This is a genomic window from Streptomyces sp. NPDC002125 (assembly GCF_053593715.1).
This window is the reverse complement of record NZ_JBSFDD010000007.1, coordinates 258,797-284,968: the sequence shown is the minus strand read 5'-3', so window position 1 is coordinate 284,968 and position 26,172 is coordinate 258,797. Positions and strand designations below refer to the sequence as shown.

The following is a 26,172-nucleotide window of genomic DNA, read 5'->3' as shown; positions in this document are numbered from 1 at the left end:
GACGGCCCGGCCGGACAGGCGTGTCCGGCCGGGCCGTCGCGCCGTGGGCCTCCCCTATCCGAGCCGATCCCACGTCACCGCGGTGACACCGCGCTCCCGCAACACGGACTTGCGGACCTTCCCGGTCTCGGTGAGCGGCAGCTCCGCCACCACGTCCACGTACCGCGGCACGGCGAACGCCGGCAGCTCCGCCGCACAGTGCCGCGCGACCGCCGCCGCGTCGAGCACGCGATGGGCGCGCGGAACCACCGCCACCATCACCTCGTCCTCGGCGAGCTCGGACGCGACCGGGAAAGCCGCGGCCTCCGCGATGTCGGGGTGGGTGCGCAGGGCCGTCTCGACCTCGTACGAGGAGATGTTCTCCCCGCGTCGCCGGATGCAGTCCTTGACGCGGTCGACGAAGCGGAACCAGCCGTCGGGCTCGCGCACCACACGGTCGCCCGTGCGCCGCCAGGAGCCGGGGTCCAGCGTCTGCTCGCCCACATAGCCGCTGGAGAAGGCATGTTCCTGGCCGGTGCGGACCATGAGTTCCCCGGGAGTTCCGTCAGGCACGTCGGAGAGATCCGTGTCGACGACCAGCGCCTCGAAGCCGTCCCGCACCGTGCCCATGTAACCGGGGCGGCAGTCCTCCGGCACGGAGCCGATGACCGCGTTGGTCTCCGTGGAGCCGAACCCGTCCACGAGCGCCACACCGAACCGCTCGCGGAACACCTCCCACAGCGGGCCGGGCGTCCCCGGGCCGAGACCGCGCCAGGCCCGATGCGCACGGTCGCCCGGGCCCGGCGGCTGGGCGAGCAGCATCGGCACCATGGCGCCGAGCACGTACACGCACGTGGCTCCGGTCTCGGCGGCCCGCTGCCAGTGCCGCGAGGCGGAGAACCTACGGTCCACCACCAGGGAGGCCCCCACGGTCATCGCCTGCGCCAGCGTGTTGAGCGCGTTGGTGTGGAAGAGAGGCAGGCACGTGTAGAGGGTGTCGTCGGCGGTCAGCCGCAGCGAGCCGGCAACGTTCCGGCCCCACCAGGCGAACTGGGCGTGCGGGCAGCGCACGCCGCGGGAGGGGCCGGTGGTGCCGGAGGTGAACAGGATGGCGGCCGTGTCGCCGGGGCGGGACGGGTGGGGGTCGAGCGCCTTCTCGATGCCGGGGACCGGCGCCTGCGGCGAGCCGGTCACCCACACCTCCCCCGCGTATCCCACCTCTGCCACCCGCGCGGCCAGTTCCTCCTCCACGTAGAGGAACTGGGGTTCCGACACGTCCAGCGCGTGCCGGAGGAGCCGTCCGTGCAGTGCGGTGTTGAGCGGGACCACGACCGCGCCGAGCCAGGCACAGCCCAGCACCAGGTCGATCAGTTCGACTCGATTGGGCAGGAGCGCCGCCACCCGGTCGCCCGGGCGGCAGCCGCGGGCCGCCAGCGCGCCGGCCGTCGTGGCCGCGGCCGTCCGTGTCTGCGCGTAGGTGCGCCGGGTTCCGTCGACGGTCAGGAAGGCCCGTTCACCGTGGTCTGCGGCCGCCGCGTCGACCAGGCCGGGAATCGTCATGCGGTTCATGCACGGATGCTGTCCGCCCGCCCCTGAGCGATCAAGGTGGACGGTTCGCTGACCGGTCCCCCGCCGGCCACGTTCCGTTCACCGGAACAGGTTCATAGGCAGGCGTCGCGCTACGCCGGATGCTCGTGCCGCACACCCACCGAAGCAGGAGGCCACGACGAGATGACGACGAGCGAACGACCCCCCGCCGCACGGAAGACCGCAGCGAAGGAGCCCGTCAAGGCGCCCCGCGCATCCGCCGACAAGATCGGCCGGCAGGACTGGTCGTCCTGGCCCCACTACGACAACGCGGCGTCCGGTTTCCGCGGCTACTGGTACCCGGTCACCTGGGCGAGCCACATCACGGGCGACCCCAAGCCTTTCACGCTCTGCGGCGAGAAGATCACGCTGATCCGCGACAACGGCAAGGCGTACGCGCTGCACAACCGCTGCCCGCACCGCGGCGTCCCGCTGTCCGAGGGCAACCAGCAGTTCCCCGGCACCGTCAGCTGCCCGTACCACGGCTGGACCTTCGACCTGCCCACCGGCAATCTGTCCGCGGTCATCACCGACGGCCCCGGCTGCCGCCTCACGGGCAAGCTGGGCGTGCGCACGTACGCCGTCGAGGAGCGGATCGGCATGGTCTGGGTGTACATGCCGATCGCCGACGAGGAGCCGCACCCGATCGACGAGCAGCTCCCCGAGGAGCTGGTGTCGAACGCCTTCGTGATGGGTGGCCGTTTCGATCCGCGCGGCGGTAACTGGCGCTTCGCCTGCGAGAACGGCTTCGACGAAGGACACGCCAAGTACCTGCACCGCACGGCTCTTTGGCGCCTGCTCAAGCCGATGCCGACGTGGAACATCACCCGGATAGTACCGAAGGACCGCTGGATCTACCGTGTCCAGGACGAGGTCTACTGGGAGGCCGACTTCCCGGGCGTGGGTCGCTGGACCAACAAGCGGTGGTGGATGAAGCAGCCGCCGGAGGGGACCTTCAACCTCGGCAACACCGGCGCGTCCGACAAGGTCGACCCGGTGATCGAGTCCCAGGGCTTCCCCGGCTTCGCGTCCCTGACGATGCCGGGCATGCTGCGGATCGCCTACCCCACCTTCATGCACTACGAGTTCTACGTGCCGATCGACGACGACAACCACATGTACGTCGGCGTGATGGTCAACTTCAAGCAGGGCTGGGACACCCTGCGCTTCTACGGCAAGTACCTCGGCGCCATCCGCTGGCTGTTCCACGGCCAGTTCTCCGGCCAGGACGCCTGGATGGTCGACATCACCGACGCGCCGCCGGAGAAGCTCTACCGGCCCGACGTGTCGCTGACCTCCTGGCGCAACCTCGTCGAGGAGGACTACGCCAAGAAGCTCGCCGCCGCCGGCGTCGCCGAACCCACCGCGGACACCACGGAAACGGAGGCCTGATCATGGCCCGCACCCTCTTCAAGATCCTGCTCGGTGTCGCCGTCGCGGTGGCACTGCCCCGCGCCAAGCAGCTGTTCGCGGAGAAGACCATGACCCAGGTCCACCGGATCAACCAGTGACGGGCGCCGCCGAACTCGACGGTCTCGACGGGCTCTGTGGGCTCGACGAGCAGCGCCGCGCCTGGGTGTCGGAGGCGTGGGGGCACGTCACCGACGAACGGCTGCGCGAGCTGATCGTGGGGCTCGTCGGCATCCCCAGCCCGACCGGTGACGAGCGGCCTCTCGCCGAGCACATCGCCGGGACCCTCGCCTCGGTCGGTCTGCGCGCGGCCTGTCAGCCGATCGACGCGCGGCAGGCCAACGCCTGGGCCCGCCTCGAAGGCGACGGCACCGGCCCCGATCTGATGCTGTACGCGCCCGTCGACACCCTCACCGTGGGTGAGGAGAGCGAGGACGTGCCGTGGATCGGGCCGAAGCTGCGCGAGGACATGCGGCCGGAGGCCACCGTCTACGACGACCTGGTGACGGGCCTCGGCGCCTCCAACCCCAAAGGGCACGCGGCCTGCGTGATGATGGCCGCCGAGGCGATCGCGCTGGCCGGTGTGCCGCTGAGCGGGGACCTGGTGGCGGCGTTCGGGGCCGGCGGCATGCCGACGAACGCCCGGCCCGGCAGCGACCGGCTCAACACCGGTCAGGGCGCGGGCTGTTCGTTTCTCCTGGAGCAGGGCGTGTGGGCCGACTACGCGGTCATCGCCAAGCCGGGATGGACCGTGTCGTGGGACGAGGTCGGTCTGGTCTGGTTCGAGGTGACGGTGCACGGCACCCACACCTATGTGGGCTCGCGCCACCGGCTCCCGTACGACAACGCGATCAGCCGCGCCGGCGACGTCGTACGGCACCTGGAGGAGTGGTTCGCCGAGTACGCGAAGCGCCACACCGGCGGCACCGTCGCGCCGCAGGGCATCGTGTCGTCGGTGCGGGGCGGCTGGCCGCGCATGGCGGCCGTGACCACGGCGGCCTGCACCCTCCGCGTCGACCTGCGGATCGCACCGGAGACGACCCCCATGGAGGCGAAGCGTGAATTCGTCGCTGCCATGGCTGAGTTGAAGCGCTCGATGCCGGGGCTCGACGCCACGGTGGAGATGATCCTCGCGATCCCGGGGACCACCACCAGCCGGGAGAGCTGGGTCTTCCGCAGCGCGGTCGCCGGGTGGGAGGCGCTCGAAGGGCGGCCGCACGAGGTCGTGAACAGCAACAGTGGCGCGACCGACGCCAACATCCTGCGCGGGCGCGGCATCCCCACCGTCCGCGTCGGCATGCCGAAGGTGAGCAAGGCGCCCTTCGACATCGACTTCGCCCGCGGCATGAACACCGTCTCCGTACGCGAGATGCAGAGACTGACCCGCCACCTGATCCGCACGGCGGTCGACACCGTCACCCGTTCCCGCGCGGAGTGCGAGGCACCCGCGCAGCCGGAAGGAGCATCGGCATGAGCGAGATCGTGCTCGGCGTGGGGGCCTCCCACAGCACCCTGATGAACACGCACTGGGAGGAGACGATCCACAAGGACCGGGCCGAACGGTTCCGGGACGCGCTCGGCGCGGCCCGCGCCGAGCTGGCCCGGGTCCGCCCCGACACAGTCGTCCTGATCGGTTCGAACCACTTCCGCGGGTTCTGGCTCGACCTCATCCCGCCGTTCACGCTCGGCGTCGGGGAGTGTATTGCCAGCGGCGAGTCCGGGACCCCGAAGGGCCCGCAGCCGGTCGATGTGCCGCTCGCGCAGCACCTCGCGGACTCGCTGGTGGAGAGCGGACGGTTCGACCCGGCGTTCTCCGCCCGGCTCCAGATCGACCACGGGCAGTCGCACGCCATTCAGTACCTGCTCGACGGGCTCGGCGTGGAGATCGTGCCGCTGGTCGTGAACGTCTTCGCGCATCCGCTGCCGACCCTTCAGCGCTGCGAGGAGCTGGGGCGCGCCGTCCGCGAGGCCGTGCTCTCCTTCCCCGGCGAACGGCGGGTCGCGGTGGTCGGCTCGGGCGGGCTCTCGCACCGGCTGCCCTGGCCCGACTGGCGCGAACCGCACGGCGAAGACGAGGAGTTCATGGTCGGCGCCTGGCTCGACGGCCGTGAGAACTGGCAGGACTACGACGCCCGCCGCCGCGAGATCATCCGGGCCGCCGAGGCCTCGCTCACCCCGGAGTTCGACAACGAGTTCCTCGGCCTCCTCGAGCGTGGAGAGGCACACCGCCTCACCGAGTTCACATCCGGGGAGCTGGAGGAGGCCGCGGGCAACGGCGCGCAGGAGTTGCGCACGTGGCTCCTGATGGCCGCCGCCCTGGACCATGCGCCCGCACGGCGTCTGGCGTACGAGCCGATGCCCGAGTGGCTCACCGGGATGGGCGTCGCGGTCATCGACCCGGTTGCCCCGGACGCGGGGCAGTCGGCATGAAAGCGCCGGCCGAGGCGGCACCGGCCGGTCACCAGCCCCTCGCCGCCCCGGCGCCGCAGGGCTTCGTGCTCTCCTCGCACCGCACCGAGCAGGGGCCCGGGAACGAGGAGGCGGGCGGGGCCGACTCCATGAACTCCGTCCTGGGGAAGGTACGCCCGATCCTGGAGGCCTTCACCTCCGACGACGCCGCCCTCTCGCTCGCCGAGCTGGTGCGCCGGTCGGGGGCGGCCAAGGCCACGGTGCACCGGCTGGCCCAGGAGCTCGTCACCTGGGGCCTGCTGGAGCGCGAGGGGTGCGACTACCGGCTCGGTCTGCGCCTGTTCGAGCTGGGGCAGCGGGTGCATCGGCAGCGCATCCTGCGCGAGGCCGTGCAGCCGTACATGGAGGATCTTCTGCTCATCACCCGGGAGACCATCCACTTCGCCATCCACGACAGTCTGGACGTCGTCTACCTGGACAAGATCTTCCCGCACCGCGGGCTGAACGCCGAGTCCCGGGTGGCGGGCCGGCTCCCGCTGTACTGCACGGGGACCGGCAAGGCGATCCTCGCGTATTCGCCGCCGTCGCTCTTCGTCGACGTGGTCCGGGGCGGCCTCAAGCCGATCACCCGGCACACGGTGATCTCGCCGGGCCGCCTGCGCGCCCAGCTCGACCGGATCCGGGAGGAGGGCATCGTCCTGGAGTCCGAGGAGATCCGACTCGGGTACGCGAGCCTGGCCGTTCCGGTGTTCGCCGGGGGCACCACGCTCGTGGGCGCGCTGTCCATCACCGCGCCCACCTACCGGATGGACGCGACCGGCTACGCGACGGCGCTGCGCACCGCCGCGCTGGGCATCGGCAGGTCGCTCGCCTAGCCGCCCCGCACCACCTCGCACGAGCACGAAGGGGCCCGCCGGACGGCGGGCCCCTCGCCGTGTTCCGGTGCCGCGACGCCGTCGCCGCGCCCCCCTGACCAGCCGCGTCCTGCTCACCGGAACGACTCCGTAGGGAGAACCGCCCCTCGTTCCTAGGCTCACCGATATGAGCCAACTCACCGACGAAACCGGCGTCCTGAGCACCGACGTCCTGATCATCGGCGCCGGTCCGGCGGGCCTGTACGGCGCTTACTACGCCGGCTTCCGCGGCCTGACGGTGACCGTGATGGACGTCCTCCCGCAACTCGGCGGGCAGATCAGCGCGATGTATCCCGAGAAGCCGATCTTCGACATCGCCGGGTTCCTGTCCGTGCGCGGCCGCGACCTGGTGGACGGTCTCGTCGCCCAGGCCGATCCGTACGCGCCGCGCTATCTCCTGGGCCACCGGGCCGCCGAACTGACACATGACGCCGACGGCCTGCCGACCGTCCGCAGCGACCAGGGCGCGACCGTGCGAGCGAGGGCCGTCGTCATCACGGGCGGCGTCGGGACCTTCACGCCTCGGCCGCTGCTCGCCGGGGAGGAGTTCCTCGGGCGCGGCCTGGAGTACTTCGTGCCGGACCCGTCCGTGCACGCGGACCAGGACGTGGTGGTCGTCGGCGGCGGCGACAGCGCCTTCGACTGGGCGGCCCTCCTCGCGCCGATCGCCCGCTCGGTCACCCTCGTGCACCGCACCGCCCGCTTCCGCGCCCACGCGGCGTCCGTCGAGAAGGTCCGCGACCTCGGCGTGGAGATCGTCACCGACAGCGAGGTGAGCCGGCTCATCGGCAGCGACAGGGCCGAGCAGGCGGAGATCCGGCACCGCGTCACCAAGGAGACCCGTCTCGTCCCGGCCGGAACCGTGGTCGCCGCGCTCGGCTTCCTCGCCGACCTCGGCCCGCTGCAGCACTGGGGCCTGGGCCTCAACGCCCGGAAGATCACCGTCGACACCCACATGGCGACCAACCTGCCCCGGGTCTTCGCCGCGGGCGACATCACCGACTACCCCGGCAAGGTCCGCCTCATCTCCGTCGGCTTCGGCGAGGCCGCCACCGCCGTCAACAACGCGGCCACCGTCATCGACCCGGAGGCCGCCCTGTTCCCCGGGCACTCCACCGAGAAGGAGCACTGAACACACCATGGCGTACGTCATCGGCGCGTCCTGCGTCGACATCATGGACCGGTCCTGCGTGGAGGAGTGCCCGGTCGACTGCATCTACGAGGGGGAGCGCAAGCTCTACATCAACCCCATGGAGTGCATCGACTGCGGCGCCTGCGAGGTCGCCTGCCCCGAGCAGGCGATCACGGTGGACCGCAAGGCGGACCCCGACTTCCGTGAGGACAACCGGAACTTCTTCGTGGAGGTCCTGCCCGGCCGCGACAGCGCGCTCGGCTCCCCCGGCGGAGCGACCCCTCTCGGCCCGGTGGGCGTCGACACCGCGCTGGTGAGCGCCCGATGAGCACCGCCGCAGTGACGTCGGGCAACCAGATTTCGGGACGCTCGGGGCAACCGGCTTCGCGTTCGCGGCACTGGAGATCGTCGACAGCCGCAACGCCGACTGGGACATCACCATCGTCGACACCGTCGCCGACAACGCCTCCAGCGGCCTGTACGTGCTCGGCGGCACACCCGTGCCCCGGCGTCGCCCCGGACTCCGACGGTCCGGCCCGTGCCCGCCGTCCGAAGGCCGCCACCACCCACAAAGGCGTCGAGGGCCTGGTGCAGATGCCGGAGTTCGCGGACGTGGAGTACGTCTTCGACGCGACCTCCGCCGGGACCCGCCGCCACCACCAAGACGTCCTGCGTCCCCTGGGCCGCACGCTGACCGACCTGACCCCGGCGGCCATCGGCCCGTACGTCGGCTCGTACGCCCCGCCCACCGACCTCATCGAATCCGTCGGCGCCTCGGTGCTGCCGGCCCTGTGACGAAAGCGACGCGCACATGACGGACACGAACACGCTGCGGAAGGACTACGCCCTCAGCCGCTTCGGCCAGTTGCACTATGTGGAGACCGGCGACGGCGAGCCTGTACTGCTGCTCCACCAGACGCCCCGCTCCTGGACGGAATACCTCGACGTGCTCCCCCTCGTCGGTTCCCGGTACCGGGCGATCGCCATGGACACCCTCGGCTACGGGGCGTCCGCGAAGCCCGAGGGGCCGCACACCATCGAGCGCTTCGCGGACGGCGTCGCCGACCTGATCGAGGCGCTCGGCCTGGACCGCTTCCACCTGGTCGGGCACCACACCGGCGGGGTGGTCGCCGTCGAGGTGGCGGCCCGCTTCCAGGACCGCGTGGCGAGCCTGCTCCTTTCGGCGACGTCGTTCGTCGACGACGAGAAGCGGGCGTCCCACGGGCGCGTCGACCATGTCGACCCCAAGCCCGACGGCACGCACCTGCGGCAGCTGTGGGACAACCGGCGTGGCTTCTACCAGCCGGGCGAGGAGGCGGCCCTGGGCCGGTACGTCATCGACGCGCTGACCGTCCTCGACCGTGTCGAGGAGGGCCACCAGGCGGTGCGCCGCTACGCCATGGAACCCCGCCTGCCGAAGATCACCGCGCGCACGCTCGCGGTCTGCGCCCCCGACGACCGGTTCTCCATGCCGTCCCTCGAGAAGTTCGCGGCGGAGCTCGGCTGCCCGACCCGCGTGCTGTCCGCCGGACACGCGGCGGCGCCGGAGCAGGTGCCGCAGGAGTTCGCCGACACCGTCCTGGAGTGGGCCGGCCGCGGCTGATCCGGCAGGACGGGACGGCGTGACACGGGTCCGGCTCCCCCAGGGAGCCGGACCCGCTCGGGCGGGAACCCCCGATCCGTTCAGCGGACCGCGTGGCTTGCATGCCTGCCGCGTGTTCGCGATCGTCCCGCCTTGGACTCACGTAGGTAGCTGCCTGCTGTCAGGCAGAGGACGACCACGAAGGGGACCCATGGCATTTCTGCGAAAGTCGACGGGGCCAGTGCGGACATCGCGCCTACGGGTGGCGATCGTGAGCTGCGTTCTGCTTCTTCTTCAAACGGCGGGTGTCTCCACCGCCGCAGCGGCCGACGAGGCCGCGCGTCCCGGTGGTTCATGCGCCACCCTCACCAAGCTGGTCCTGCCGAAGACCGAGATGACATCGGCGCAGCTGGTGTCTGCCGGCGACTACAGAGCTCCCGACGGGAGAACGTACCGGGACCTCCCCGAATTCTGTCGCGTGACCGCGACGGTCGCTCCGAGCCTCACGTTCGAGGTCTGGCTGCCCACCACGTCCTGGAACCGGAGACTCCAGGGAGTCGGCAACGGTGGATTCGCCGGGCAGATCAGCTATTCGGCTATGGCACCCGCCCTCGCCGCGGGGTATGCGACCGTTTCCACGGACACCGGACACTCGGCGTCCGACTCGGCGAACTCCTGGATCAGCGACCCGGCTCAGCTCGAGATGTGGGGCCGGACCTCGGTCCATCTCATGACGGTGCGAGCCAAGGAGATCCTGGCGGCGCACTACGGAGCCGGGCCCGAGTACTCCTACTTCGTGGGCGGTTCCACGGGTGGCCGGCAGGGCATGATCGAGGCCCAGTACTACCCCGAGGACTACGACGGCATCGTGTCGAACAGCCCCGGGATGGACTACAGCCACGCGATGATGGAGGTCCTGTGGACCTCGCAGCGCATCGCAGAACACCCGGACGGCGTGCTCCGGGTCGACGATCGCAAGCTGCTCAACGACGCGGTGCTGGCGGCATGCGCGGGCCGCGACGGAGTCCGGGGAGACCCGTTCCTCAACGATCCGCGGGACTGCGGATTCGACCCCGCGCGGCTGAAGTGCCGGGCCGGTGGGACCGGCGGGTGTCTGACCTCCGAGCAGATCGCGACCGCCGAACGGGTGTACGCGCCGGTCAGCAACCCGCGGACCGGTGAACAGCTGTATCCGGGCTTCTCGCTGGGCAGCGAAGCCGCCTGGCACTTCGCGGCGGAGGACCCGGCACTGACGTCCTATCCGCAGGCGTTGCTCGGGCGAGCCGTTTTCAACGACGCGAACTGGGACTGGCACACCTTCGACTTCGACAAGGACGCCGCACTGGTCGAGAAGAAACTGGCCGCCAAGACCGACGCGACGAACCCGGACCTCTCGCGGTTCGCGGCTCGCGGCGGCAAGCTCATCATGACCCAGGGATGGAGCGATGATTTCCAGGCGGCAGAACGGCCCGTCGAGTACTACAACCGGGTGCTGCTCGACAAGGGCGGCCCCCACGTCCGCTCGACCCTCCGGGATGTCCAGGAGTTCTACCGGCTGTTCATGATTCCGGGCGGTGGGCATGTGTCGGGAGGCCCGGGCCCCAACGCCTTCGACGCGTTGGCCACTGTCAGGACCTGGGTCGAACAGGGGAATGCTCCGAAGAAGATGGTCGCCACCAAGTACGTGGCGGACCGTCCTGAGAACGAAGTCTCCATGACACGGCCCCTTTGCCCTTATCCGCAGGTGGCTCGCTATGACGGGTCCGGTGCGACCTCGGAAGCGGGCAACTTCCGGTGCGCGGACGACTGGGACGGCTTCGCCGCGGATGTGGCACGAGCGAGGCACTGAGTCAGGCCGCCCTGCGTACGCGTCATGACTCCGGCGTATCGCGAGGCCGTGATCCGCCGGCCCGCTGCCGGATCACGGCCTGGAGGTCGGGCGATGCTGTTCCGGAAGCCGCACGGATGGTCGGCCTCGCAGGGGGCGGTCGCGATCGCCGTGCTGCCGCCGGGACGCGGGGCATCAGCCGGCCGCTGCGGAACCAACGCTCTCGGTCCGCTCACCGGAACTCCGCGGCGGTCCGCGCCTCAGTCGCCGAGGACCTCGTCGTCGTACTGAGCCCGGTTGCGCGTGATCTCGTCGTGGTGGGTGCCCGCCCAGTCGATCAGGGCGGTGACCGCGCCCAGCAGCGTCGCGCCGAGACCGGTCAGTGCGTACTCGACGCGCGGCGGCACCTCGGGGTAGGCGGTGCGGGTGACCAGGCCGTCGCGGCGCAGCTGTCGCAGGGTGTGGGTGAGCATGCGCTGGGAGATGCCGGGGACGGAGCGCTGAAGGTCGGTGTAGCGCAGGGGGCCGCTCTCCAGGGTGCCGATGACGAGGACGGCCCATTTGTCGCCGGCCCGCTCGACGATCTGCCGGATCGTCTCGCCCTGCTCGGCCGGCCAGCGGGCGCAGGGCCCGGTCCGGCCGGGCGGCTGCTCCGCGTGAACGTCGGATGCCATGGTGCGCCTGCTCTCCGCGTCTCTTACACGCGTGTGCCTTTTGTACGGACTTCCATACTGACGCAGAGTGGGGTTGCGCACCAAAAGTAGGAATCGGCTGCACGGTGTCTCGTCCCGCGCACCGCCCCCACCCATCGCAGGAGGAACAGCATGATCATGCGTGCCGCGACCGTGTACCGCTTCGGCGGCCCCGAGGCAGTCGAGATCACGGAGGTTCCGGTGCCCGCCCCGGGCCCGGGACAGGTACGGATCAAGGTGACGGCGGGCGCGCTGAACCCGGTGGACGCGGCCATGCGGGCCGGCGCCTTCGGCGGGGAGGGCGAGCGCATCGGTCTGGGCTGGGACGTCGCCGGCACCGTCGAGAGCGTCGGCAGGGATGTGCGCTGGGCCCCGGGCGACCGTGTCATCGGCCTGTGCACCGGCCACCGCACCCCGCTGGGCACGCACGCCGAGTACGTCGTCCTCGACACGGACGCCATCGCGGCGGCCCCCACGGCGCTGGACGACACCCACGCTGCGGCCCTCCCCCTGAACGCACTGTCCGCGGCGCAGGCCCTGGACATGGCCGACCTCACGGCCGGGCAGAGCCTGCTGGTCACCGGCGCGGCAGGCGGCGTCGGGGCGCACACCGTGGAGCTCGCCCACCACCGCGGCCTGAAGGTGACCGCGCTCGCCTCCGCGCGCGACGAGGAGTTCCTGACCACCCGGGGCGCGGACCGCTTCCTGCCCCGCGACGAGCCCCTCCCCGCAGCCGCCTTCGACGGTGTCATCGACACCGCGCTGCTCGGGGACACGGCCCTCGCCGCGGTGAGCGCCGGCGGCGCCTACATCGGTGTCTGGCCCGGGCAGGAGCCGGCCCCGGAGCGCGACATCCGCGTCGACGCGCTGGACGTACGCGCGGACGGCGCCCAGCTCGGCGAGCTGTCCCGGCTCGCCGACCAGGGCGTCCTGTTGGCCCGCGTGTCCGGGACCTTCCCGCTCGCGGACGCCGCCGCGGCTCACGCGCGCCTGGCGGAGGGTGGCCTGCGCGGACGCCTCGTCATCACGCTCTGAACAGCTCCCACGCCGGGGCCGGGACGTGGCGGCTCAGGGCCACGGCTCGGCCCGCGAGGCCGGTACTTCATCCCCGAGCCGGACATGTGGGATCTGAACGCGTCCACCTCGGGGGCCGGGAGCCGAGGGTTCCGCACGAAGGTGTCGACGGTGTCCGGCACCTGCGGAGCACGCGTGCGGGGGCGGCACGTGTGTGGGTGCCGCCCCCGCCGATGGGTGCCGAGATTCAGTTGAGGGTCAGGAAGGAACCCGTCCCGTTGCCGTACTCGATCCAGGCGCCGGACCGGGCGTCCGCCGGGACGCCGGACCAGGCGGCGGTCACGTCGGTCGGCACGCCGGGGGTGACGCTGGCCCGCTCGGGTGTGACCGTGACCTTGCCGGTGACGGGGCTGTCCGCGGTGATGTGGTTCGCCTGATAGGTGTACGGGGTGACGGTCTCGTCGCTGGCCCCGATCGCGACCAGGGACACGTAGCGGGCGTCGGCCGTGGGATGCGGCACGCGACGACGAGGCACGGTCATCGGACCCCGGTGCAGGAGAAGACCGTCACGCCGGCCATGCAGCCGCTTTCCGACGCAGGGTGGAAGCACACCGTGGACGGACGCTGGAATCGCTGGACCTCCCCTGCCGAGGATGCGGGTGTCCGTTTCGACGCCTTCGCCGCCCAGCACCCGAGCCAGAATCTGGCGACCCTGGACCATCTGGGCGGCCACGACCCGGACCGGCCCGCCTGGGCGGTCACCGCGTCGTCGGTCTCCGGTCACGTCAGGAACGTACAAGACTGGCTGGACCGAGCGCGGCAGGCCTGTGATGCCGGCAGGAGGGGCTGAGGAGTCGCTCCCGGTTGACCGGCTCTGAGGAAGGATGCCGGATGTCCAAGTCTGCTGTTCCTGTCAACCTCGCCGACAAGTTGTCGCAGTTCAGCGAGCTGTGGTCACAGAAGAAGGTGGCTGTGCTCAACGACTACGAGGTCAAGCTGGCCAAACTGAAAGGGGAGTTCGTCTGGCACACTCACGCGGACACCGATGAACTGTTCCTGGTCATAAGCGGGCGGCTCACCATCCAGCTCAGGGATGGCGATGTGGTGCTGGAACCTGGCGAGTTGTTCGTGATTCCCAGGGGCGTCGAACACTGCCCCGTGGCGGACGAGGAGACGGCGATCCTGTTGCTCGAGCCGATGGGAACGATCAACACCGGTGACGCAGGAGGGCCGATGACCAGGGCGGCTGAGACCCTCAGCTGACAGGGAGGGCGTGGCGTCGTGGCCGCGGCCCTGAGGGGCGTCCGCCTCAGCGGATGCCCTTCTTCACAGCAGATCCGGGCGCGCGCTCACGGTGAACATTCCTCGATCTGCTTCCTGACCTGGACCCATGCGGCAGGGCGTCAGAGCTCACGATAGGGCTGTACTCCGGTCAGATCCACGGCGAGGTCCTCTCCCACTGCGTCGATCAGGATTCGCGAGGGCACGGTCCAGCTCTTGAACCGTCCACCGATCGCGGTGTAAACCGCGTCCTTCGCCTCCTGCGCCTCCATACCCGTGGAAGAGAGGAACCACGTCAGCACCGTATGGCAGAGCCCGTACCAACCGCATTCGGCACCAGTGCGGTCCATGACCACGGTCACGAGACGGGTGGCCGCCCGTTCCAGGTGCCAGCTGTGATCCTCGGCATTCGCTCCGGCGGGCGGAGTCAACTCTTCGAACCGCTCGGCCAGTTCCTCCAGCCACTCGCGCCACTCCAGCAGCGACGTGACCACATTGACGGCCGTTGACGCGGGTCTGCCGACGGAGTGGGAGGCGCAGCACCAGTGGGTGACGACACCGCCGCCACCGCCCTCACCGACCGCCCAGTGCCACCCGCAGGCCCACCGGCCGTATCGCGCGCCCAGCAGCGCCGTAACGTCGGTGGTGAAGCGATGCTTCTCCTCCCACCCGGCATCTTCAGGAGGCACCATGGACGCAATCACCCTGGTGATCTCAGATGCCTCGGCTTCGTCCCAGGCGAAGGCGACGAGAGCGGGGTCGACAGCAGACCAGGGCAGCCAAGCCGGAGCGAGCTCGTAGTCGATGGCCGTGGCGTTCCTCCAAAAACCGGCACGGCACGGCAGCTGGCGGCCGGTCGTGGCCGCCGTATCCCCACGCCTGGAGGCGGGCTCCGTCGTCCGAGCATCTGGATATTCCGGTGTGAGAGCGTAACTCGGCGCTGCGGGCCGCCGGTTACGCCCTCGCCTACCCGAGACTTCGCTCGACGGACCGGCTTTGGAGACCGTGCACCGCGAGCTCCTGCAACTGCTCGCCGGGTACGAGCCGTACCTGGCGCTCGTGGTCGTCGCGGCCTACAACGTGGTCGCAGCCAACAACGGCTTCGCGATGATCCTTGAGGCCGTGCCGGAGCGGCTGCTCGCTCCCCCGCTCAACGCCGTGCATCTCACTCTCCATCCCCCGGATGGAGCGGCAGATCGCCCCTGGTCCGCTCGGCCGCGCTGCGCGATCTGTACGAGGAGGTGTCGGGGTATCCGGTGCGGGAGGCGGGTGTTGAACCGACCGATCCGGTGCCGTACTTCGCTCTGCCGCTCCAGATCGAACACGACGGAAGGGTGCTGTCGTTCATCTCGTCGATCTCGACCTTCAACACGCCCATGGATGTGACCGTGGCGGAGCTGGCCATCGAGACCTTCCTGCCTGCCGAGGGGGCGACCGCCACCTGTCCGCACTCGCTCAGCGGTTGAGCCGCAGGGCCCCGAACTGCAGGGCCGCGAAGCCCCCCACGGTGCCCGCCTGCATCAGTCCCCACACCACGCCGGTCGTGGTCGGCGTGAGCCAGAGGGCGAGTGCGGCGATGCTGGCCACCACCCAGACGACGTTCATGTCGATCACCACCCGGGTGAGGAAGCCGGAGGGCTCGCGGCGGGAAGCGAGCCAGCCGACGTCGGCGGCGTACGCCAGGAGGAAGACGCCGAGCCAGAGCAGCAGCGTCGGGTCGACGCCCAGCAGACGGCCCAGCGGTCCGGACGCCGCTACGTAGGCGAGCCCGTTCACACCGGTGACGACGGCGTCGAGGGCGAGGAAGCGGCGCAGCATGCCGAGTGGCTCGGCGGTGCGGGCGACAGCGGAAAGGGTGGTCGCGGACATCGGAGATCAGCCTCCATCGGTTGCGTACACGCTGGTCGGGGCCGCGTCCCGTGGTGGCCTCAGCCTCCTCGGAACCCGGTGGGACCACCATGCCCGTCGACGTGGAGCGAGGCGATTACCCCGGAGGTAATACGAGGTGGATGGTTGCAGGCCGGGTGCGGGGCCGGCGGGCGGGGCGGGCGGTGGGCGCGGGAGAAGCCTGGCCGAGGTCGGTGCTCGATCCGGCGGAGATGGCTTCGGCGCCGGATCGTATGTGGCGCGCAGGAGCTTCTGGGTCGAGCCGACTGAAGGTGAGGAATGTCTGGGCGGCGGTGACGAGGATGACGTGGTGGTGCCACGCGCCTCGTTCGTTCTGATCGGCGCTCTGCTTCCATGGGAGCTTGGTGGCGGTTCGGTCAGCGACAGTTGGAGTACGAGAACGGCGTCCCCCGGAACCCGTTCATCAACGCCGGTGCCCTCGTCATCAATCCAGCTGGACCCCGATAACCTTCCCGCCAGCCTTCTCAGCCTGCCGAACGACCTCGTCCGCAGCATCCCGGTTCTGCGCGTAGTTGAAACCACAGCCGCTCCGTCCCGCGCGAGTCGCAGCACGATAGCCCGGCCGATCCCCCGTGAGCTTCCAGTAACGACAGCTGCCTTGCCTGTGAGCACCGCCATGGTCCCTCCTGCCTTGATGTCTCGTCTCTTGCGAGCACCCCTACCCACCGGGCTCGTTCGTTCAAGCAAGCCCTCTGAACCAGATCCCGAGCCACTGCGCACGCGATGGCATGAGCGCCGTCGACACTGCTGAACATCCTCACGACCAAAGATCGCCAGGTGCTGCTCGCACTCACCGACACACGCGTCGAGAAGCACGAACGAAACCACAGTCCCGTAAGTCCTTGGGCGTGTGTGCGAGTGCTGTGGCGTCCCGCTCGGCCTTGCCGGCGAGGCCCTGGTGGTGGCGGCTGCTGAACGTATGGCCCCTTCCGTAAGAGCGGTGATCTACTTCGTGCCATGACGACTGTGACGAAGCTTCAGCCTGGCCCTGTCATCGACGAGACCGTCCGGCTTCTGACCGAGCACTACGTCTTCCCCGAGACAGCCGGACAGCTTGCTGGACTGCTGCAACTGCGATACGCCGAGGGCGCCTACGCCGTTGACGACGCCGAGGAGCTTGCCCGCCTGGTCACCGCAGACCTGCAGTCCGTCAACGGCGACCGGCATCTGAGCCTGCAGTACCACGCCGAGCAGGTGCCTGAAAAACAGGGGGCGGCGGTCCTGGAGTCCATCCGCGGGGGGTTCGACACCTCGCTGGGCGGTGCGCCCCGGGTGGAACTGCTCGACGGAGGAGTCGCCGTACTGGAGCTGGCACCGATGCTGTTTCCGCTGGAGTGGGCCGCCGAACCGCTGACCGCCGCGCTCACCTTGGTCTCCCGTGCCCAGGCGCTGATCGTGGACCTCCGGGCCAACCGGGGCGGCGACCCGGACACGGTCGCCTTCATCTGCAGCCACCTGCTGGACAAGCGAACCCACCTCAACTCCATGTACTGGCGCGGGGCACCTCTCCACAGCGTCCGGTCGTCCTGGAAGAGTGGTGATCGCCGCCCACATCGGCGCCCAAATACGCCGCAGACCCGTGCATGACTCCGGAACGCCGGGCCCGCCACACCGACGCGTAGCCTCTCCGCCTGCGGGCACGAAGCCCAGAGGGCCGACGAACGGGATGCGGGGGGACGGGACCCGCGAGGTGAGGTGAACAGATTGGCACGGGACGTGCATTGGCCGGCCGCCTGGCGGTGGGCCGGACGGGAGTGGGCCGGGGTCCGGCGGTCCGTCCACAACGCGTTCGAGGAGCCCGGGCCCGAACGGGACACACTCGCCCAGTCCCTCAAAGCGGCGGGAGCGGCCATCATCGCGTGGGCCCTGACCGGATGGTGGCTCCAAGCGCCCATGGCCCTCCTCGCCCCCTGGACGGCCGTCGCCCTTGTCAGCAGCACCGTCTACCAGTCGCTGCGCATGGGAGCGCAGCAGTTCGCCGTGATCGCCGTCGGGACCGTGTGGGCGTCGGCTGCCATGACCATCACGTACGACCAGACCATGGCCGCCATGCTGCTCACTCTGCCGTTCATGACGCTGCTCGGGAACTACCGCCGATTCGGGAGCCAGGGCATCCTCGGGGCGACCACGGCCCTCTTCGTGATCACCTACGGATCAGCCAGCGCTTCGACCGTGGGCCACCGGCTGCTGGAAACACTGATCGGGGCGGTGGTGGGCATCGCGGTCAACGCCCTCGTTCTGCCACCCGTGCATCTGCGCAGCGTCCGTGACCGGCTGCGCCGCCTCGCGCGGGAATCCGCAGACCTGCTCGACACCATGGCGGACGGCCTGCGAGAGGACGACGCGTTGCAGAAGGCGGAGGACTGGCACGCCGAGGCATCCCGTCTCACCATGTCCCTCCAAGGCGTCGCCGATGCCAGGTACTGGGCCACGGAAGGGGCACGCTGGAACCCGGGCGGACGGTTACGGCGGACGGGGCCCCCTCCCCCGCCCTTCGCGGAGGACATTCGGTGGAGCGGGGTCTGCACGCGCATCCTCACCGTCGCGAGCACGCTGAACGGTATCCATGGTGACGACGCGGGCCTTCCGGCGCCGCCCTCCCGATGTGTCGCCCATCTGTCGGCCGTGCTGGAACAGGCCGCCCGCGTCTGTGCCGAGGAGGCCGGGAAGACGACCGCATCAGCCGACGGATCCGGCCGCGAGCGGGCCTTGAGCGGGGCTTGGGCCGCCCATCGCGCCCTCGCCGACACGGCCCGCCACCAGACGGGGCCGGCGTCCGCCGCCGCGGATGCACTCGTGCTGGTGACACGGCAGTTGCTCATGGACCTGGACCCATGTCCCTGAGACACCCGGCGACCCGCGTCCCCACGACGCTGACCACGGTGCACCGAGCAAGCCGACGACGGCCAGCACTTGTGAATGCCTACCCGCTGCCCCGTCCTGCGCGGACCGACCACGGCATGGAGGGTCCGCGCAGTGCGTACGCGCTGCTTCCGCGCAGCGCCGCACGTGCGGCGTTGGCGCCGGGGGCGCCGTGCACGCCGCCGCCTGGGTGGGCTGAGGCGGAGGCGAGGTACAGGCCCTTCACGGGTGTTTCCGGCCGCCCGGTGCCCACCGTCGGGCGGAACACCAACTGCTGGTGTGCGGCTGCGGTTCCACCGTTGATCGCGCCGCCGTGCAAGTTGGCGTCCATCGACTCGAGGGTCGGAGGCGCCAGCAGTCGCCGGGAGATGATGCGGGAGCGAAACCCCGGTGCCCAGCGTTCGACCTCGCTCTCCATACGGTCGGCCATGGCTTCCTGCTCGCGCCGGTCCCATAGCCCCGTCAGGCTGTCCTCGCCCGCGTCCCCCTTGATCCGGTGGGGGACGTGCGTGTACGCCCAAGCCGACTGAGTGCCGGCGGGTGAGCGCGTGGCGTCGGCGGTGGTCATCTGCCCGAAGAGGAGGAACGGGCGGTCGGGCACCTGCCCGGTCGCGATCTGGGCGGCGAAGCGGGTGAGACCGTCGACCCCGTCGGCCAGGTGGACGGTTCCCGCCGTGGACGCGTCCTCGGCGGTCCAGGGCACGGGGCCGTTCAGTGCCCAGTCGACCTTGAACGTCGCGAAGTCCCACTGGAAGCGGCACAGGTCGTTCAGCATTCGGCCGGGCAGGTGCTGTGCCTCGACCAGTCCGCCGTACAGCGCGGGCGCGGACACGTCGGCGAGGACGGCACGGGAGGCGGGTACGGCTTCGCCCCCGGCGGTGCGTACGCCGACGGCACGTCCGCCACGCACGAGGACGTTGGTCACGCGTTCTCCGCAGCGGACGACGCCGCCGTGCCGTTCCAGTCGGCTCACCATGGCCGCCGTGAGGGCACCGGCTCCCCCTACCGGCACCGGGAAGCCGTAGGTCTGCCCGAGCATGGACATCAACCACCCGTAGCCGCCGCTTCCCGCCGCCTCGGGGCCGAGGTCCGCGTGCAGTGCGTTTCCCGCGAGGAGGAGCCTGGCTCCCTCGCCACGGAACTCCTCCTCCCCGAGGCGACGCACGGGCAGCACCATCGTCCGTGCCATCCGGAGGCCGCCGGAGGCCCGGAGCCTGGCGGCAAGGCGAAGAGCGGAGCGCACAGGTGGGAAGGGTGTGAACAGGGCCCGCAGGATGTCGGGACCCAGACGGCTCCACGTTCCGTACAGATCGAGCCAGGCGGCCCCGTCGCCCGCCGCGAACCTGTCCAGCCCCGCAGCCGTGTCCTCCGCCCCGCTTTCGAGGACCGCACACCGGCCGTCCGGCAGCGGGTGCGCCAGCACACGCGGAGCACGGCTCCATTGGAGTCCTTCCTCCTGGAGCTCCAGACCGCCCAGGATCGGCGAGGCGGCAGCCAGCGGGTAGAAGGCGCTGAAAAGGTCGCTCACGTAGTCGGGATGGACGCCACGGTCACTGCGGACCGCGCCGCCCGGCTCGGTCTCCGCCTCCAGCACCTCCACGCTCCACCCCGCAGCGGCAAGGAGATTCGCGGCGACGAGGCCGTTCGGCCCCGCTCCGATGACCACCGCGTCCGGCATCGATACCTCCAGGTGGTGTGGATCTCGCGGATCCGTCATCCCCGCCGCCTTGCCGTTCAGGCAGCCGGCGGCCGGGTGTCACGGTGTGTGATGCACCGGCTCGGCATTCTTTTCGACCGTGTCCGCCAATCGCGCGAGCACGCTGCGGTGACGCACCTGGATCAGCGCGTCCGCGACTGCGTTATGGAGCTTCCCGGCCGGCCCACGCAAGGGGTGCTCATCGATGGTCACCAAGGCGTTCTCACCCCATGGCCGGACCTCCAGGGCGATCCGGGCGGTCCCCAGCCACCCGCTGTCGGCCTCCAGCTCCAGCACCCCCGGAGCCTCACAGCTCCGGACGACAGTGCTCCCCGACACAGACCACGGGCCCAGGCGAACCGTGTACGCGATGCTGGAGCCGACCTGCGGCCACACACCTTCTTCACGCCGCGAGTCCGACGTCCCCACCACCCAGTCGCCGTAGCGCTCCGCGTCTGCGAGAACCGTCCAGACCTCTTCCACGGTGCCTCTGATCAATCGATTTCGTACGGCCATCAGTCCTCCAGGTAAGGTGCACCGGCCCCTGTGCCCGATCGGTGCGGACCTTCCCACTCTTGCAAGCATCCGGTGGTACTGCCGTCTGCAGGGCGCCCGGCCGGGTATACGGGAGCACGTGAACCCTCCTCCCCCTGCGACGCCCTCGGCACCGGGCCGCCCTCCGTCCACGCTCAAAAAGGCCCTGACCACCCCGCTGCTCTACTTCTTCATCCTCGGCGACGTCCTCGGGGCGGGGGTGTACGTCCTGGTGGGCCAGGTCGCCGCCGAGTCGGGTGGCGCCGTGTGGGCTCCCCTGCTCGTGGCGTTGTGCCTGGCCCTGCTGACAGCGGCCTCCTACGCGGAGCTGGTCACCAAATATCCGCGGGCGGGTGGTGCCTCGCATTACGCCACCTTGGCTTACGGTCCGTTCGTCGGGTTCTTCGCCGGTTTCTGCATGCTCGCCGCCGGAGTCGTGTCGGTGGCCGCCCTGGCCCGCGGCTTCGGCGGCGACTACCTGTCCGAATTCGTCTCTCTCCCCGTCGTGCTGGTGACGGTCGTCTTCCTGGTCGCGCTGGCGCTGCTGAACGCGCGAGGGATCAGCGATTCGACACGGGCCAACGTCGTCGCCACGGTCATCGAGGTCGGCGGGCTGCTGCTCGTGATCGGCCTCGGAGCCTGCATCGTGCTGCGCGGCGACGGGGACGTGGGAAGGCTGACGCATTTGGGGACCGCGAGCGAGGGGCCCGTGGCAGCCCTGCTGAGCGGGGCGGTGCTCGCCTACTACTCCTTCGTAGGATTCGAGACCTCCGTCAACGTGGCCGAGGAGACCCGGAACCCCCGCCGGTCGTATCCGAGAGCGCTGTTCGGCGCACTGGTCACAGCCGGCGCTGTGTACGCCCTGGTCGGAGCAGCTGCCGCGGCAGCCGTGCCGACCGGGACGCTCGCCGGGTCGAGCGGGCCGCTCCTCGAAGTCGTCCGGGCCGCCGACGGGGTACCCACGGAACTCTTCAGCGCGATCGCCCTGGTGGCCGTCGCGAACGGGGCCCTGCTGACGGGCATCATGTCCTCACGGCTGGCCTACGGGATGGCGCGAGACGGTCTCCTGCCCACATTCCTCACGAAGGTGCTGCCCGGCCGGCGCACACCGTGGGCCGCCATCGCCGCGACCACCGGCCTCGCTCTGCTCCTGGCGCTGACCGGCGACGTCTCCACTCTCGCCTCCACCCTCGTCCTGCTTCTCCTCGTCGTCTTCTTCCTCGTCAACACCGCACTCCTGGTGCTGCGCCGCGATGCCGCTCCTCGCGAGCACTTCCGGGCGCCGACGGCCGTACCCGTGCTCGGGGCCGTGTCCTGCGTCGTTCTCGCGACCCAGATCGAGCGGGAGGTCTGGCTCAGAGGGCTCCTCGTCCTGGCTGTCGGCGCGGCACTCGGCGCCGTCGCCGCAGCACGGGCACGGCGCAGCGGTGATTGAACCGAGTGAGTCTGAAGGCGGACGATGACGCATGCCGTGCTCTCACCGCCGTTGCTTTTTCACCCGTACCGCTCATGAACCGGATCCCTTCTTACGCAGAGACTCCGGCCTGTGTACGGCACTGCGCCCGGATTTATCGCTCTCGACCTCGTACTGTGGCTCCTTTTTCGAGGCGTCGACGGTGCGCCCTGCAGCCTCGGTGCGGCCCGTGATCTTCTTCTTCACCTTTCCAGGAACGCTTTGCCCGTGACTGCTCCACGAGACCCGATCACCTTTCCCGAGCTTCTTTCCCTTCGCCACGCCCCGCACGCTCCCTCCGCCTTGTCCTCCACACCCCCACTGCACAACGGTCTGTAAACACCCCTACTGTCCCGCCGTTCGTGGCACTGCGCATTCGGAAGACGCCTCCCTTCAGGCACCTGCTCGCGCACGCCGGCCCGAGCGGTCCTGATCGCGGACAGGGCGTTCGGCCCGGCTGCGGCGAGGGCGTCGACGAGCCGGGAGACCGTTTGTCTTCGGGTCGGCGCCGTCTCAGTCGGTGGCCGGGAACAGGGGCGGCGTGGGCAGGCCCTCCGGCGTGTGTCACGATCTCCCCCAACCTGTGGGGGGTGTTGCTGAATGGCGCAGAACATCGCGCTGCGGCCGGTCGTGGATCCGGCCCTCGATGACTCGGAGCGCGCGCTGCTGGAGGAGTCCGCCGACGGACTCTTCCCAGCCACGCTGCCGCTGCCCGAGGAACCGGGGCTGGGCGGCCGTACCAAGGCGGACATCTGGACGGCCCTGGGGGTCTCCGCCGTGTGCGCGCTACTGCCGGTGACGATCCTGTGGGCGCTGATCGGCGTGTGGCCCGGCCTGGCCGTCGGGCTCGCGGCGCAGGCGGGACTGATCTGGGTCGGGGTCCGGTTCGGGTTCGAGGCGTTCATCCTGACCGTCGTGGGGGTGCACCTGCTGGCCTGGCTGCTGATCGTCGTCCTCGGCTGCGGGACCGACGAGCGGCAGCGGGTGGCCCGGCTGCGCCACGGCCGCTACTACCTGGCCGAGGACTTCGGCGACGACTCCCTGCGCGAGCTGCTGGGCCACTCGCCGCTGCGTCGGATGGAGCGCGCCCAGGCCGCCGTGACGGCGGTACTCCAGTCGCAGGTCGACCGGGAAGGGCTGCTGGACGACATCGCCAACGACGTGACGCTGCCGGCCCAGCAGTACGAGATCGCCCAGCGCCTGGCCGAGCTGACCCGGCTGGCGCGGAAGGTGCTCACCGCTGCCGGGGACGCCTCCGGCTCGCGGGTGGAGGAGGTCCTGCGGACTCAGCGGCGGGCGCTGCGGCTGTCGTCGAGCGCGCTGGAGGAGCGGGTGGAGGCACTGGAGCGGTACGCCGAGAACACCCGCGCGGCGGACGCGGCGTACCGCGAGTGGGAGGCCGTACGAGAGCTGGAGCAACTCGGCGAGGACATGCACGAGCTGGTGGTGAACACGGTGCGGGACGAGCTGGCCGTCGCCGAGATCGAGGGGCTCGCCGACCGGTCCCGGCTCCAGGACCTGCACCGGATGCTGGACGAGGCGCGGGAGGCAGGGCTGCTGGCCACGCGGTTCGACGAGCCCGCCGGCCGCCGGTCCGGCGGCAGCGGCCGGGCGTGAGGGGGAGGACGACATGACGCAGACGTCCCAGCCGAGACGTGAGTCCCACTCCGGCCGCGGCAAGAAGACCTTCGACCGGATCCCGGGCGGGTTCTATCTGGTCGGCGCCCTGGTGATCCTCTTCGAGGTGGTAGCGCTCGGCGCGGTGGGCCTGGCCCTGGCCGTCGGCGACCCGAGCGACGACGGGGCATCCCCGGACAAGGAATCCCGGCGGGTCGAGGTCACCTACATCGCGACGGGCGACCACCCCTCGGTGGACCTCACCGTCGGGGAGGCGAACGGCAACCACGAGCCCCACGGGGTCGTCATCCTGCCGTACCGCAAGACCGTCGAGCTGGCGGCGGGCGCCGACTTCTATCTGGACGTCAGCAGCCGCGAGGACCAGGAAGGGGGCACTCTCACGTGCACCGTGCTGGTCGGCGGCAAGGTGGTCCAGCAGGCGCACAGCACACCGGACTCCTCGTCCGCCACCTGCGCGGGCAGCACCGCGGACGCCCCGCAGCGGGGCATCCCCGTGCCCACTCTCACCCCCGGCGCCTCCCCGCTGCCCGAGGAGCGGCGGCTCACCGGGACCGTCAAGGTGCCGGACTACCCGGGCGAGGGCTCGCCGGTCATCGGCACCGTCACGGACTCCTCCCTGGAGTACGCGGAGCTGGGCGGCACGTGGGACCGGAGCAAGACGTCGGATCCGGTCTTCGACGGCTTCACCCGCAAGCAGGAGGGGCGCCAGCGCGCACTCGTGAAGTCCACGCAGGTCGACGAGGACATCATGGCCGCGGCCGGCGGCACCGGGGAGCTGCGGGGCGTGGCGGGCGCGGTGATGGACGAGCGGCGGCGCTACGAGTACCCCCGCGACCAGGCGATCCTGGTCGATGTCGCCTCGCAGCCGCTGAAGGTCGACGGGCATGACGCCTGGCTGCTGGTCAGCGAGATCCACTTCCACAAACGCGGGGTGCCGTCCACGATGGACCTGAACGCGGTCCTCGTGGTCGACACCGGGCGGGTCCGCCCCTCGGTGCTGTGGGTCGTACTGCCGGAGACGAACAAGAAGGTCTGGCCGGACCTGAACACTCTGGTCGCATCCGTCCAGCTCCGCTGACCTGCACCGGTACGGGACGGGCCCCGGGCGCGCGAGCGTCCCGGGCCCGTCCCGTGGAGCGCGACGCCGGCCGGGCACGGCATCGAGTCGGCGGCGGCCAGGTCGACGAGCGTGCCCGACGAACGGGTGCGGTGCCTCGGTTGACCCGGTCCGTGGCTCGCTCCCGTACATCGACCATACGGCCGTCCATCACGGCGATGTCCATCGCATCGCCGATCGCTGAACCGGTCGAGCCCGGCGGGGGTCACGCGTCGGCTGAATTCCCTCGATACCGGCCCGCCGGGACCTCGGCGGCCAACGCGACCACAACGGCGTCGCTGCGGCACGGCCCTTGGGCACTGGCTCAGCGGCCCAGAGCCTTGCTCAGCTGGCTCTTGGTCATCGATGAGCGTCCCTCGATGTTCTTCTTCTTGGCCTCCGCGTAAAGCTGGTCCTTCGTCGGACCTCCGGAACCGCTGTGGGAGCGCTGGCCGCCACGCTGAGGAGCGGACTTGGGGTCCCGCGTGGAAGTCTTGCTCGCCGACTTCGCCTCTCCTGAGCGGGCCCGTTCCTTGTTGACCGTGCGGGCTGCGATCTCCTCAGCCCGCTTCTCAGAAGTGCCGTGCTTCTTGGCACCTTCCTTGATGTGCTCGTACTGACGCTCACGCTTGGGACTGGATCCGGCGGGCATGGCACTCTCCTCTTCCTGGGCAGCAGCAGGCTTCCCACGTGCAGCACATGGACGGCTACCCCCATGACACGCGCAAAACCTGGCGCTCGCGATCCGGGAGAGCACTGCGCACCCCATATCCAGTCAGCGGACGTCTGCCGCAGGTCAGCCTGCGAGGACGAAAAACGTCGTCGGGTTCCTACGACGCCGACGCTCGGGGCAGCGTCACCACCACCGCTGAGATCCTCCACCACCTCGACGCCTGGTGGACCGGCGCCCCGAGGCCCTGCCCCCGCACTTCCTGTCCGGCAGCCCTACGGCCCGCCGGATAGAGCTCGTGCGCCGAGCACTTAGAACCACCGGCGGCCCTTCCCCGCCGTGGCGAACGAGAATCGATGCTTCATCGGCCTGAACCCGATCGGTCTCGAAGCCCTCGAACACGGCCCGAACCTCCCGCCCTCGTGTGTATACGCTCCACGGCACCTGCCGGTCGAACCCTGAGTGCTGAACCGAGACAGCCTTCCTC

At 70.4% G+C, this 26,172-nt stretch carries 26 protein-coding genes and 3 pseudogenes; 19 read left to right on the top strand and 10 right to left on the bottom strand.

Features of this window, described 5'->3' with window-relative positions:
* Window positions 1–54 precede the first annotated feature (54 nt).
* On the bottom strand, window positions 55–1,548 hold the full coding sequence (locus ACWCQM_RS15560; protein WP_450915812.1) for an AMP-binding protein: 1,494 nt from the start codon (window positions 1,546–1,548) through the stop codon (window positions 55–57).
* A 162-nt stretch (window positions 1,549–1,710) separates the two neighbouring features.
* On the opposite strand from ACWCQM_RS15560, the gene ACWCQM_RS15555 reads away from it, so the two are divergent.
* The 10 genes and pseudogenes from ACWCQM_RS15555 to ACWCQM_RS15510 all read left to right on the top strand — a co-directional run bounded on the left by ACWCQM_RS15555 (window position 1,711) and on the right by ACWCQM_RS15510 (window position 10,862).
* The gene (locus ACWCQM_RS15555) at window positions 1,711–2,958 is read left to right on the top strand and encodes an aromatic ring-hydroxylating oxygenase subunit alpha (RefSeq protein WP_450915811.1); all 1,248 of its coding nucleotides are present in this window, start codon (window positions 1,711–1,713) and stop codon (window positions 2,956–2,958) included.
* 115 nt (window positions 2,959–3,073) lie between these two features.
* Complete coding sequence (locus ACWCQM_RS15550) at window positions 3,074–4,450, top strand: M20 family metallopeptidase (RefSeq protein ID WP_450915810.1); 1,377 nt, start codon at window positions 3,074–3,076, stop codon at window positions 4,448–4,450.
* Window positions 4,447–5,406, top strand: a complete 960-nt coding sequence (locus tag ACWCQM_RS15545; protein ID WP_450915809.1) for a DODA-type extradiol aromatic ring-opening family dioxygenase — start codon at window positions 4,447–4,449, stop codon at window positions 5,404–5,406. Before ACWCQM_RS15550 ends, ACWCQM_RS15545 begins: the two co-directional genes overlap by 4 nt.
* Window positions 5,403–6,260: an IclR family transcriptional regulator gene (locus ACWCQM_RS15540; RefSeq protein ID WP_450915808.1), complete on the top strand. Its 858-nt coding sequence runs from the start codon at window positions 5,403–5,405 to the stop codon at window positions 6,258–6,260. Before ACWCQM_RS15545 ends, ACWCQM_RS15540 begins: the two co-directional genes overlap by 4 nt.
* 166 nt (window positions 6,261–6,426) lie before the next feature.
* Window positions 6,427–7,431, top strand: coding sequence for an NAD(P)/FAD-dependent oxidoreductase (locus ACWCQM_RS15535; RefSeq protein ID WP_450915807.1), 1,005 nt, complete (start codon window positions 6,427–6,429; stop codon window positions 7,429–7,431).
* A gap of 7 nt (window positions 7,432–7,438) precedes the next feature.
* Window positions 7,439–7,759, top strand: a complete 321-nt coding sequence (fdxA, locus tag ACWCQM_RS15530) for a ferredoxin (RefSeq protein WP_450915806.1) — start codon at window positions 7,439–7,441, stop codon at window positions 7,757–7,759.
* Window positions 7,760–7,799: 40 nt separating this feature from the next.
* Window positions 7,800–7,958 (top strand): annotated as a pseudogene (locus ACWCQM_RS15525) (2-keto-4-pentenoate hydratase); the annotation flags it as partial.
* Window positions 7,939–8,184 (top strand): annotated as a pseudogene (locus ACWCQM_RS15520) (acetaldehyde dehydrogenase (acetylating)); the annotation flags it as partial. The pseudogenes ACWCQM_RS15525 and ACWCQM_RS15520, both read left to right, overlap by 20 nt.
* Before the next feature lie 58 nt (window positions 8,185–8,242).
* Complete coding sequence (locus tag ACWCQM_RS15515) at window positions 8,243–9,034, top strand: alpha/beta fold hydrolase (protein WP_450915805.1); 792 nt, start codon at window positions 8,243–8,245, stop codon at window positions 9,032–9,034.
* 250 nt (window positions 9,035–9,284) lie between these two features.
* On the top strand, window positions 9,285–10,862 hold the full coding sequence (locus tag ACWCQM_RS15510; RefSeq protein ID WP_450915804.1) for a tannase/feruloyl esterase family alpha/beta hydrolase: 1,578 nt from the start codon (window positions 9,285–9,287) through the stop codon (window positions 10,860–10,862).
* Window positions 10,863–11,101: 239 nt separating this feature from the next.
* Here ACWCQM_RS15510 and ACWCQM_RS15505 read toward each other — a convergent pair whose 3' ends face one another.
* Complete coding sequence (locus tag ACWCQM_RS15505; protein WP_450915803.1) at window positions 11,102–11,515, bottom strand: winged helix-turn-helix transcriptional regulator; 414 nt, start codon at window positions 11,513–11,515, stop codon at window positions 11,102–11,104.
* 156 nt (window positions 11,516–11,671) lie between these two features.
* Between ACWCQM_RS15505 and ACWCQM_RS15500 the strand changes: the two genes are divergently transcribed.
* Window positions 11,672–12,568: an NADP-dependent oxidoreductase gene (locus ACWCQM_RS15500; protein ID WP_450915874.1), complete on the top strand. Its 897-nt coding sequence runs from the start codon at window positions 11,672–11,674 to the stop codon at window positions 12,566–12,568.
* Window positions 12,569–12,794: 226 nt separating this feature from the next.
* Here the strand turns inward: ACWCQM_RS15500 and ACWCQM_RS15495 are convergent, their stop codons facing one another.
* Complete coding sequence (locus tag ACWCQM_RS15495) at window positions 12,795–13,067, bottom strand: hypothetical protein (RefSeq protein ID WP_450915802.1); 273 nt, start codon at window positions 13,065–13,067, stop codon at window positions 12,795–12,797.
* A 30-nt stretch (window positions 13,068–13,097) separates the two neighbouring features.
* On the opposite strand from ACWCQM_RS15495, the gene ACWCQM_RS15490 reads away from it, so the two are divergent.
* On the top strand, window positions 13,098–13,397 hold the full coding sequence (locus tag ACWCQM_RS15490) for a hypothetical protein (RefSeq protein WP_450915801.1): 300 nt from the start codon (window positions 13,098–13,100) through the stop codon (window positions 13,395–13,397).
* Between the two features lie 41 nt (window positions 13,398–13,438).
* Window positions 13,439–13,810, top strand: coding sequence for a cupin domain-containing protein (locus ACWCQM_RS15485; RefSeq protein ID WP_450915800.1), 372 nt, complete (start codon window positions 13,439–13,441; stop codon window positions 13,808–13,810).
* 140 nt (window positions 13,811–13,950) lie between these two features.
* On the opposite strand, the gene ACWCQM_RS15480 is transcribed toward ACWCQM_RS15485, so the two are convergent.
* Complete coding sequence (locus ACWCQM_RS15480; RefSeq protein WP_450915799.1) at window positions 13,951–14,520, bottom strand: hypothetical protein; 570 nt, start codon at window positions 14,518–14,520, stop codon at window positions 13,951–13,953.
* Window positions 14,521–14,546: 26 nt separating this feature from the next.
* On the opposite strand from ACWCQM_RS15480, the pseudogene ACWCQM_RS15475 reads away from it, so the two are divergent.
* A pseudogene (locus ACWCQM_RS15475) lies at window positions 14,547–15,294 on the top strand (MmyB family transcriptional regulator).
* Here ACWCQM_RS15475 and ACWCQM_RS15470 read toward each other — a convergent pair.
* Both ACWCQM_RS15470 and ACWCQM_RS15465 read right to left on the bottom strand, forming a co-directional pair.
* On the bottom strand, window positions 15,284–15,697 hold the full coding sequence (locus tag ACWCQM_RS15470) for a hypothetical protein (protein WP_450915798.1): 414 nt from the start codon (window positions 15,695–15,697) through the stop codon (window positions 15,284–15,286). The pseudogene ACWCQM_RS15475 and the gene ACWCQM_RS15470 sit on opposite strands and share 11 nt — an antisense overlap.
* A 6-nt stretch (window positions 15,698–15,703) precedes the next feature.
* On the bottom strand, window positions 15,704–16,354 hold the full coding sequence (locus ACWCQM_RS15465; protein ID WP_450915797.1) for an SDR family NAD(P)-dependent oxidoreductase: 651 nt from the start codon (window positions 16,352–16,354) through the stop codon (window positions 15,704–15,706).
* A gap of 339 nt (window positions 16,355–16,693) precedes the next feature.
* Here ACWCQM_RS15465 and ACWCQM_RS15460 point away from each other — a divergent pair, with 339 nt between their 5' ends.
* On the top strand, window positions 16,694–17,323 hold the full coding sequence (locus tag ACWCQM_RS15460; RefSeq protein ID WP_450915796.1) for a hypothetical protein: 630 nt from the start codon (window positions 16,694–16,696) through the stop codon (window positions 17,321–17,323).
* Window positions 17,324–17,440: 117 nt separating this feature from the next.
* Window positions 17,441–18,580, top strand: a complete 1,140-nt coding sequence (locus tag ACWCQM_RS15455; protein ID WP_450915795.1) for an aromatic acid exporter family protein — start codon at window positions 17,441–17,443, stop codon at window positions 18,578–18,580.
* 79 nt (window positions 18,581–18,659) lie between these two features.
* Here the strand turns inward: ACWCQM_RS15455 and ACWCQM_RS15450 are convergent, their stop codons facing one another.
* Both ACWCQM_RS15450 and ACWCQM_RS15445 read right to left on the bottom strand, forming a co-directional pair.
* Window positions 18,660–20,276, bottom strand: a complete 1,617-nt coding sequence (locus tag ACWCQM_RS15450; RefSeq protein WP_450915873.1) for a phytoene desaturase family protein — start codon at window positions 20,274–20,276, stop codon at window positions 18,660–18,662.
* 78 nt (window positions 20,277–20,354) lie between these two features.
* A complete protein-coding gene (locus ACWCQM_RS15445) occupies window positions 20,355–20,810 on the bottom strand; it encodes an SRPBCC family protein (protein WP_450915794.1) in 456 nt (151 codons plus the stop codon).
* Between the two features lie 118 nt (window positions 20,811–20,928).
* On the opposite strand from ACWCQM_RS15445, the gene ACWCQM_RS15440 reads away from it, so the two are divergent.
* Window positions 20,929–22,263 (top strand): APC family permease, encoded by a 1,335-nt coding sequence (locus tag ACWCQM_RS15440; protein WP_450915793.1) that lies wholly within the window; start codon window positions 20,929–20,931, stop codon window positions 22,261–22,263.
* A gap of 72 nt (window positions 22,264–22,335) precedes the next feature.
* Here the strand turns inward: ACWCQM_RS15440 and ACWCQM_RS15435 are convergent, their stop codons facing one another.
* On the bottom strand, window positions 22,336–22,563 hold the full coding sequence (locus tag ACWCQM_RS15435; protein WP_450915792.1) for a DUF2945 domain-containing protein: 228 nt from the start codon (window positions 22,561–22,563) through the stop codon (window positions 22,336–22,338).
* A 318-nt stretch (window positions 22,564–22,881) separates the two neighbouring features.
* On the opposite strand from ACWCQM_RS15435, the gene ACWCQM_RS15430 reads away from it, so the two are divergent.
* Both ACWCQM_RS15430 and ACWCQM_RS15425 read left to right on the top strand, forming a co-directional pair.
* Window positions 22,882–23,898 (top strand): hypothetical protein, encoded by a 1,017-nt coding sequence (locus ACWCQM_RS15430; protein WP_450915791.1) that lies wholly within the window; start codon window positions 22,882–22,884, stop codon window positions 23,896–23,898.
* Window positions 23,899–23,911: 13 nt separating this feature from the next.
* Complete coding sequence (locus tag ACWCQM_RS15425) at window positions 23,912–24,997, top strand: hypothetical protein (RefSeq protein ID WP_450915790.1); 1,086 nt, start codon at window positions 23,912–23,914, stop codon at window positions 24,995–24,997.
* A gap of 343 nt (window positions 24,998–25,340) precedes the next feature.
* Here ACWCQM_RS15425 and ACWCQM_RS15420 read toward each other — a convergent pair whose 3' ends face one another.
* A complete protein-coding gene (locus ACWCQM_RS15420) occupies window positions 25,341–25,667 on the bottom strand; it encodes a plasmid stabilization protein (protein ID WP_450915789.1) in 327 nt (108 codons plus the stop codon).
* Between the last annotated feature and the right edge of the window lie 505 nt (window positions 25,668–26,172).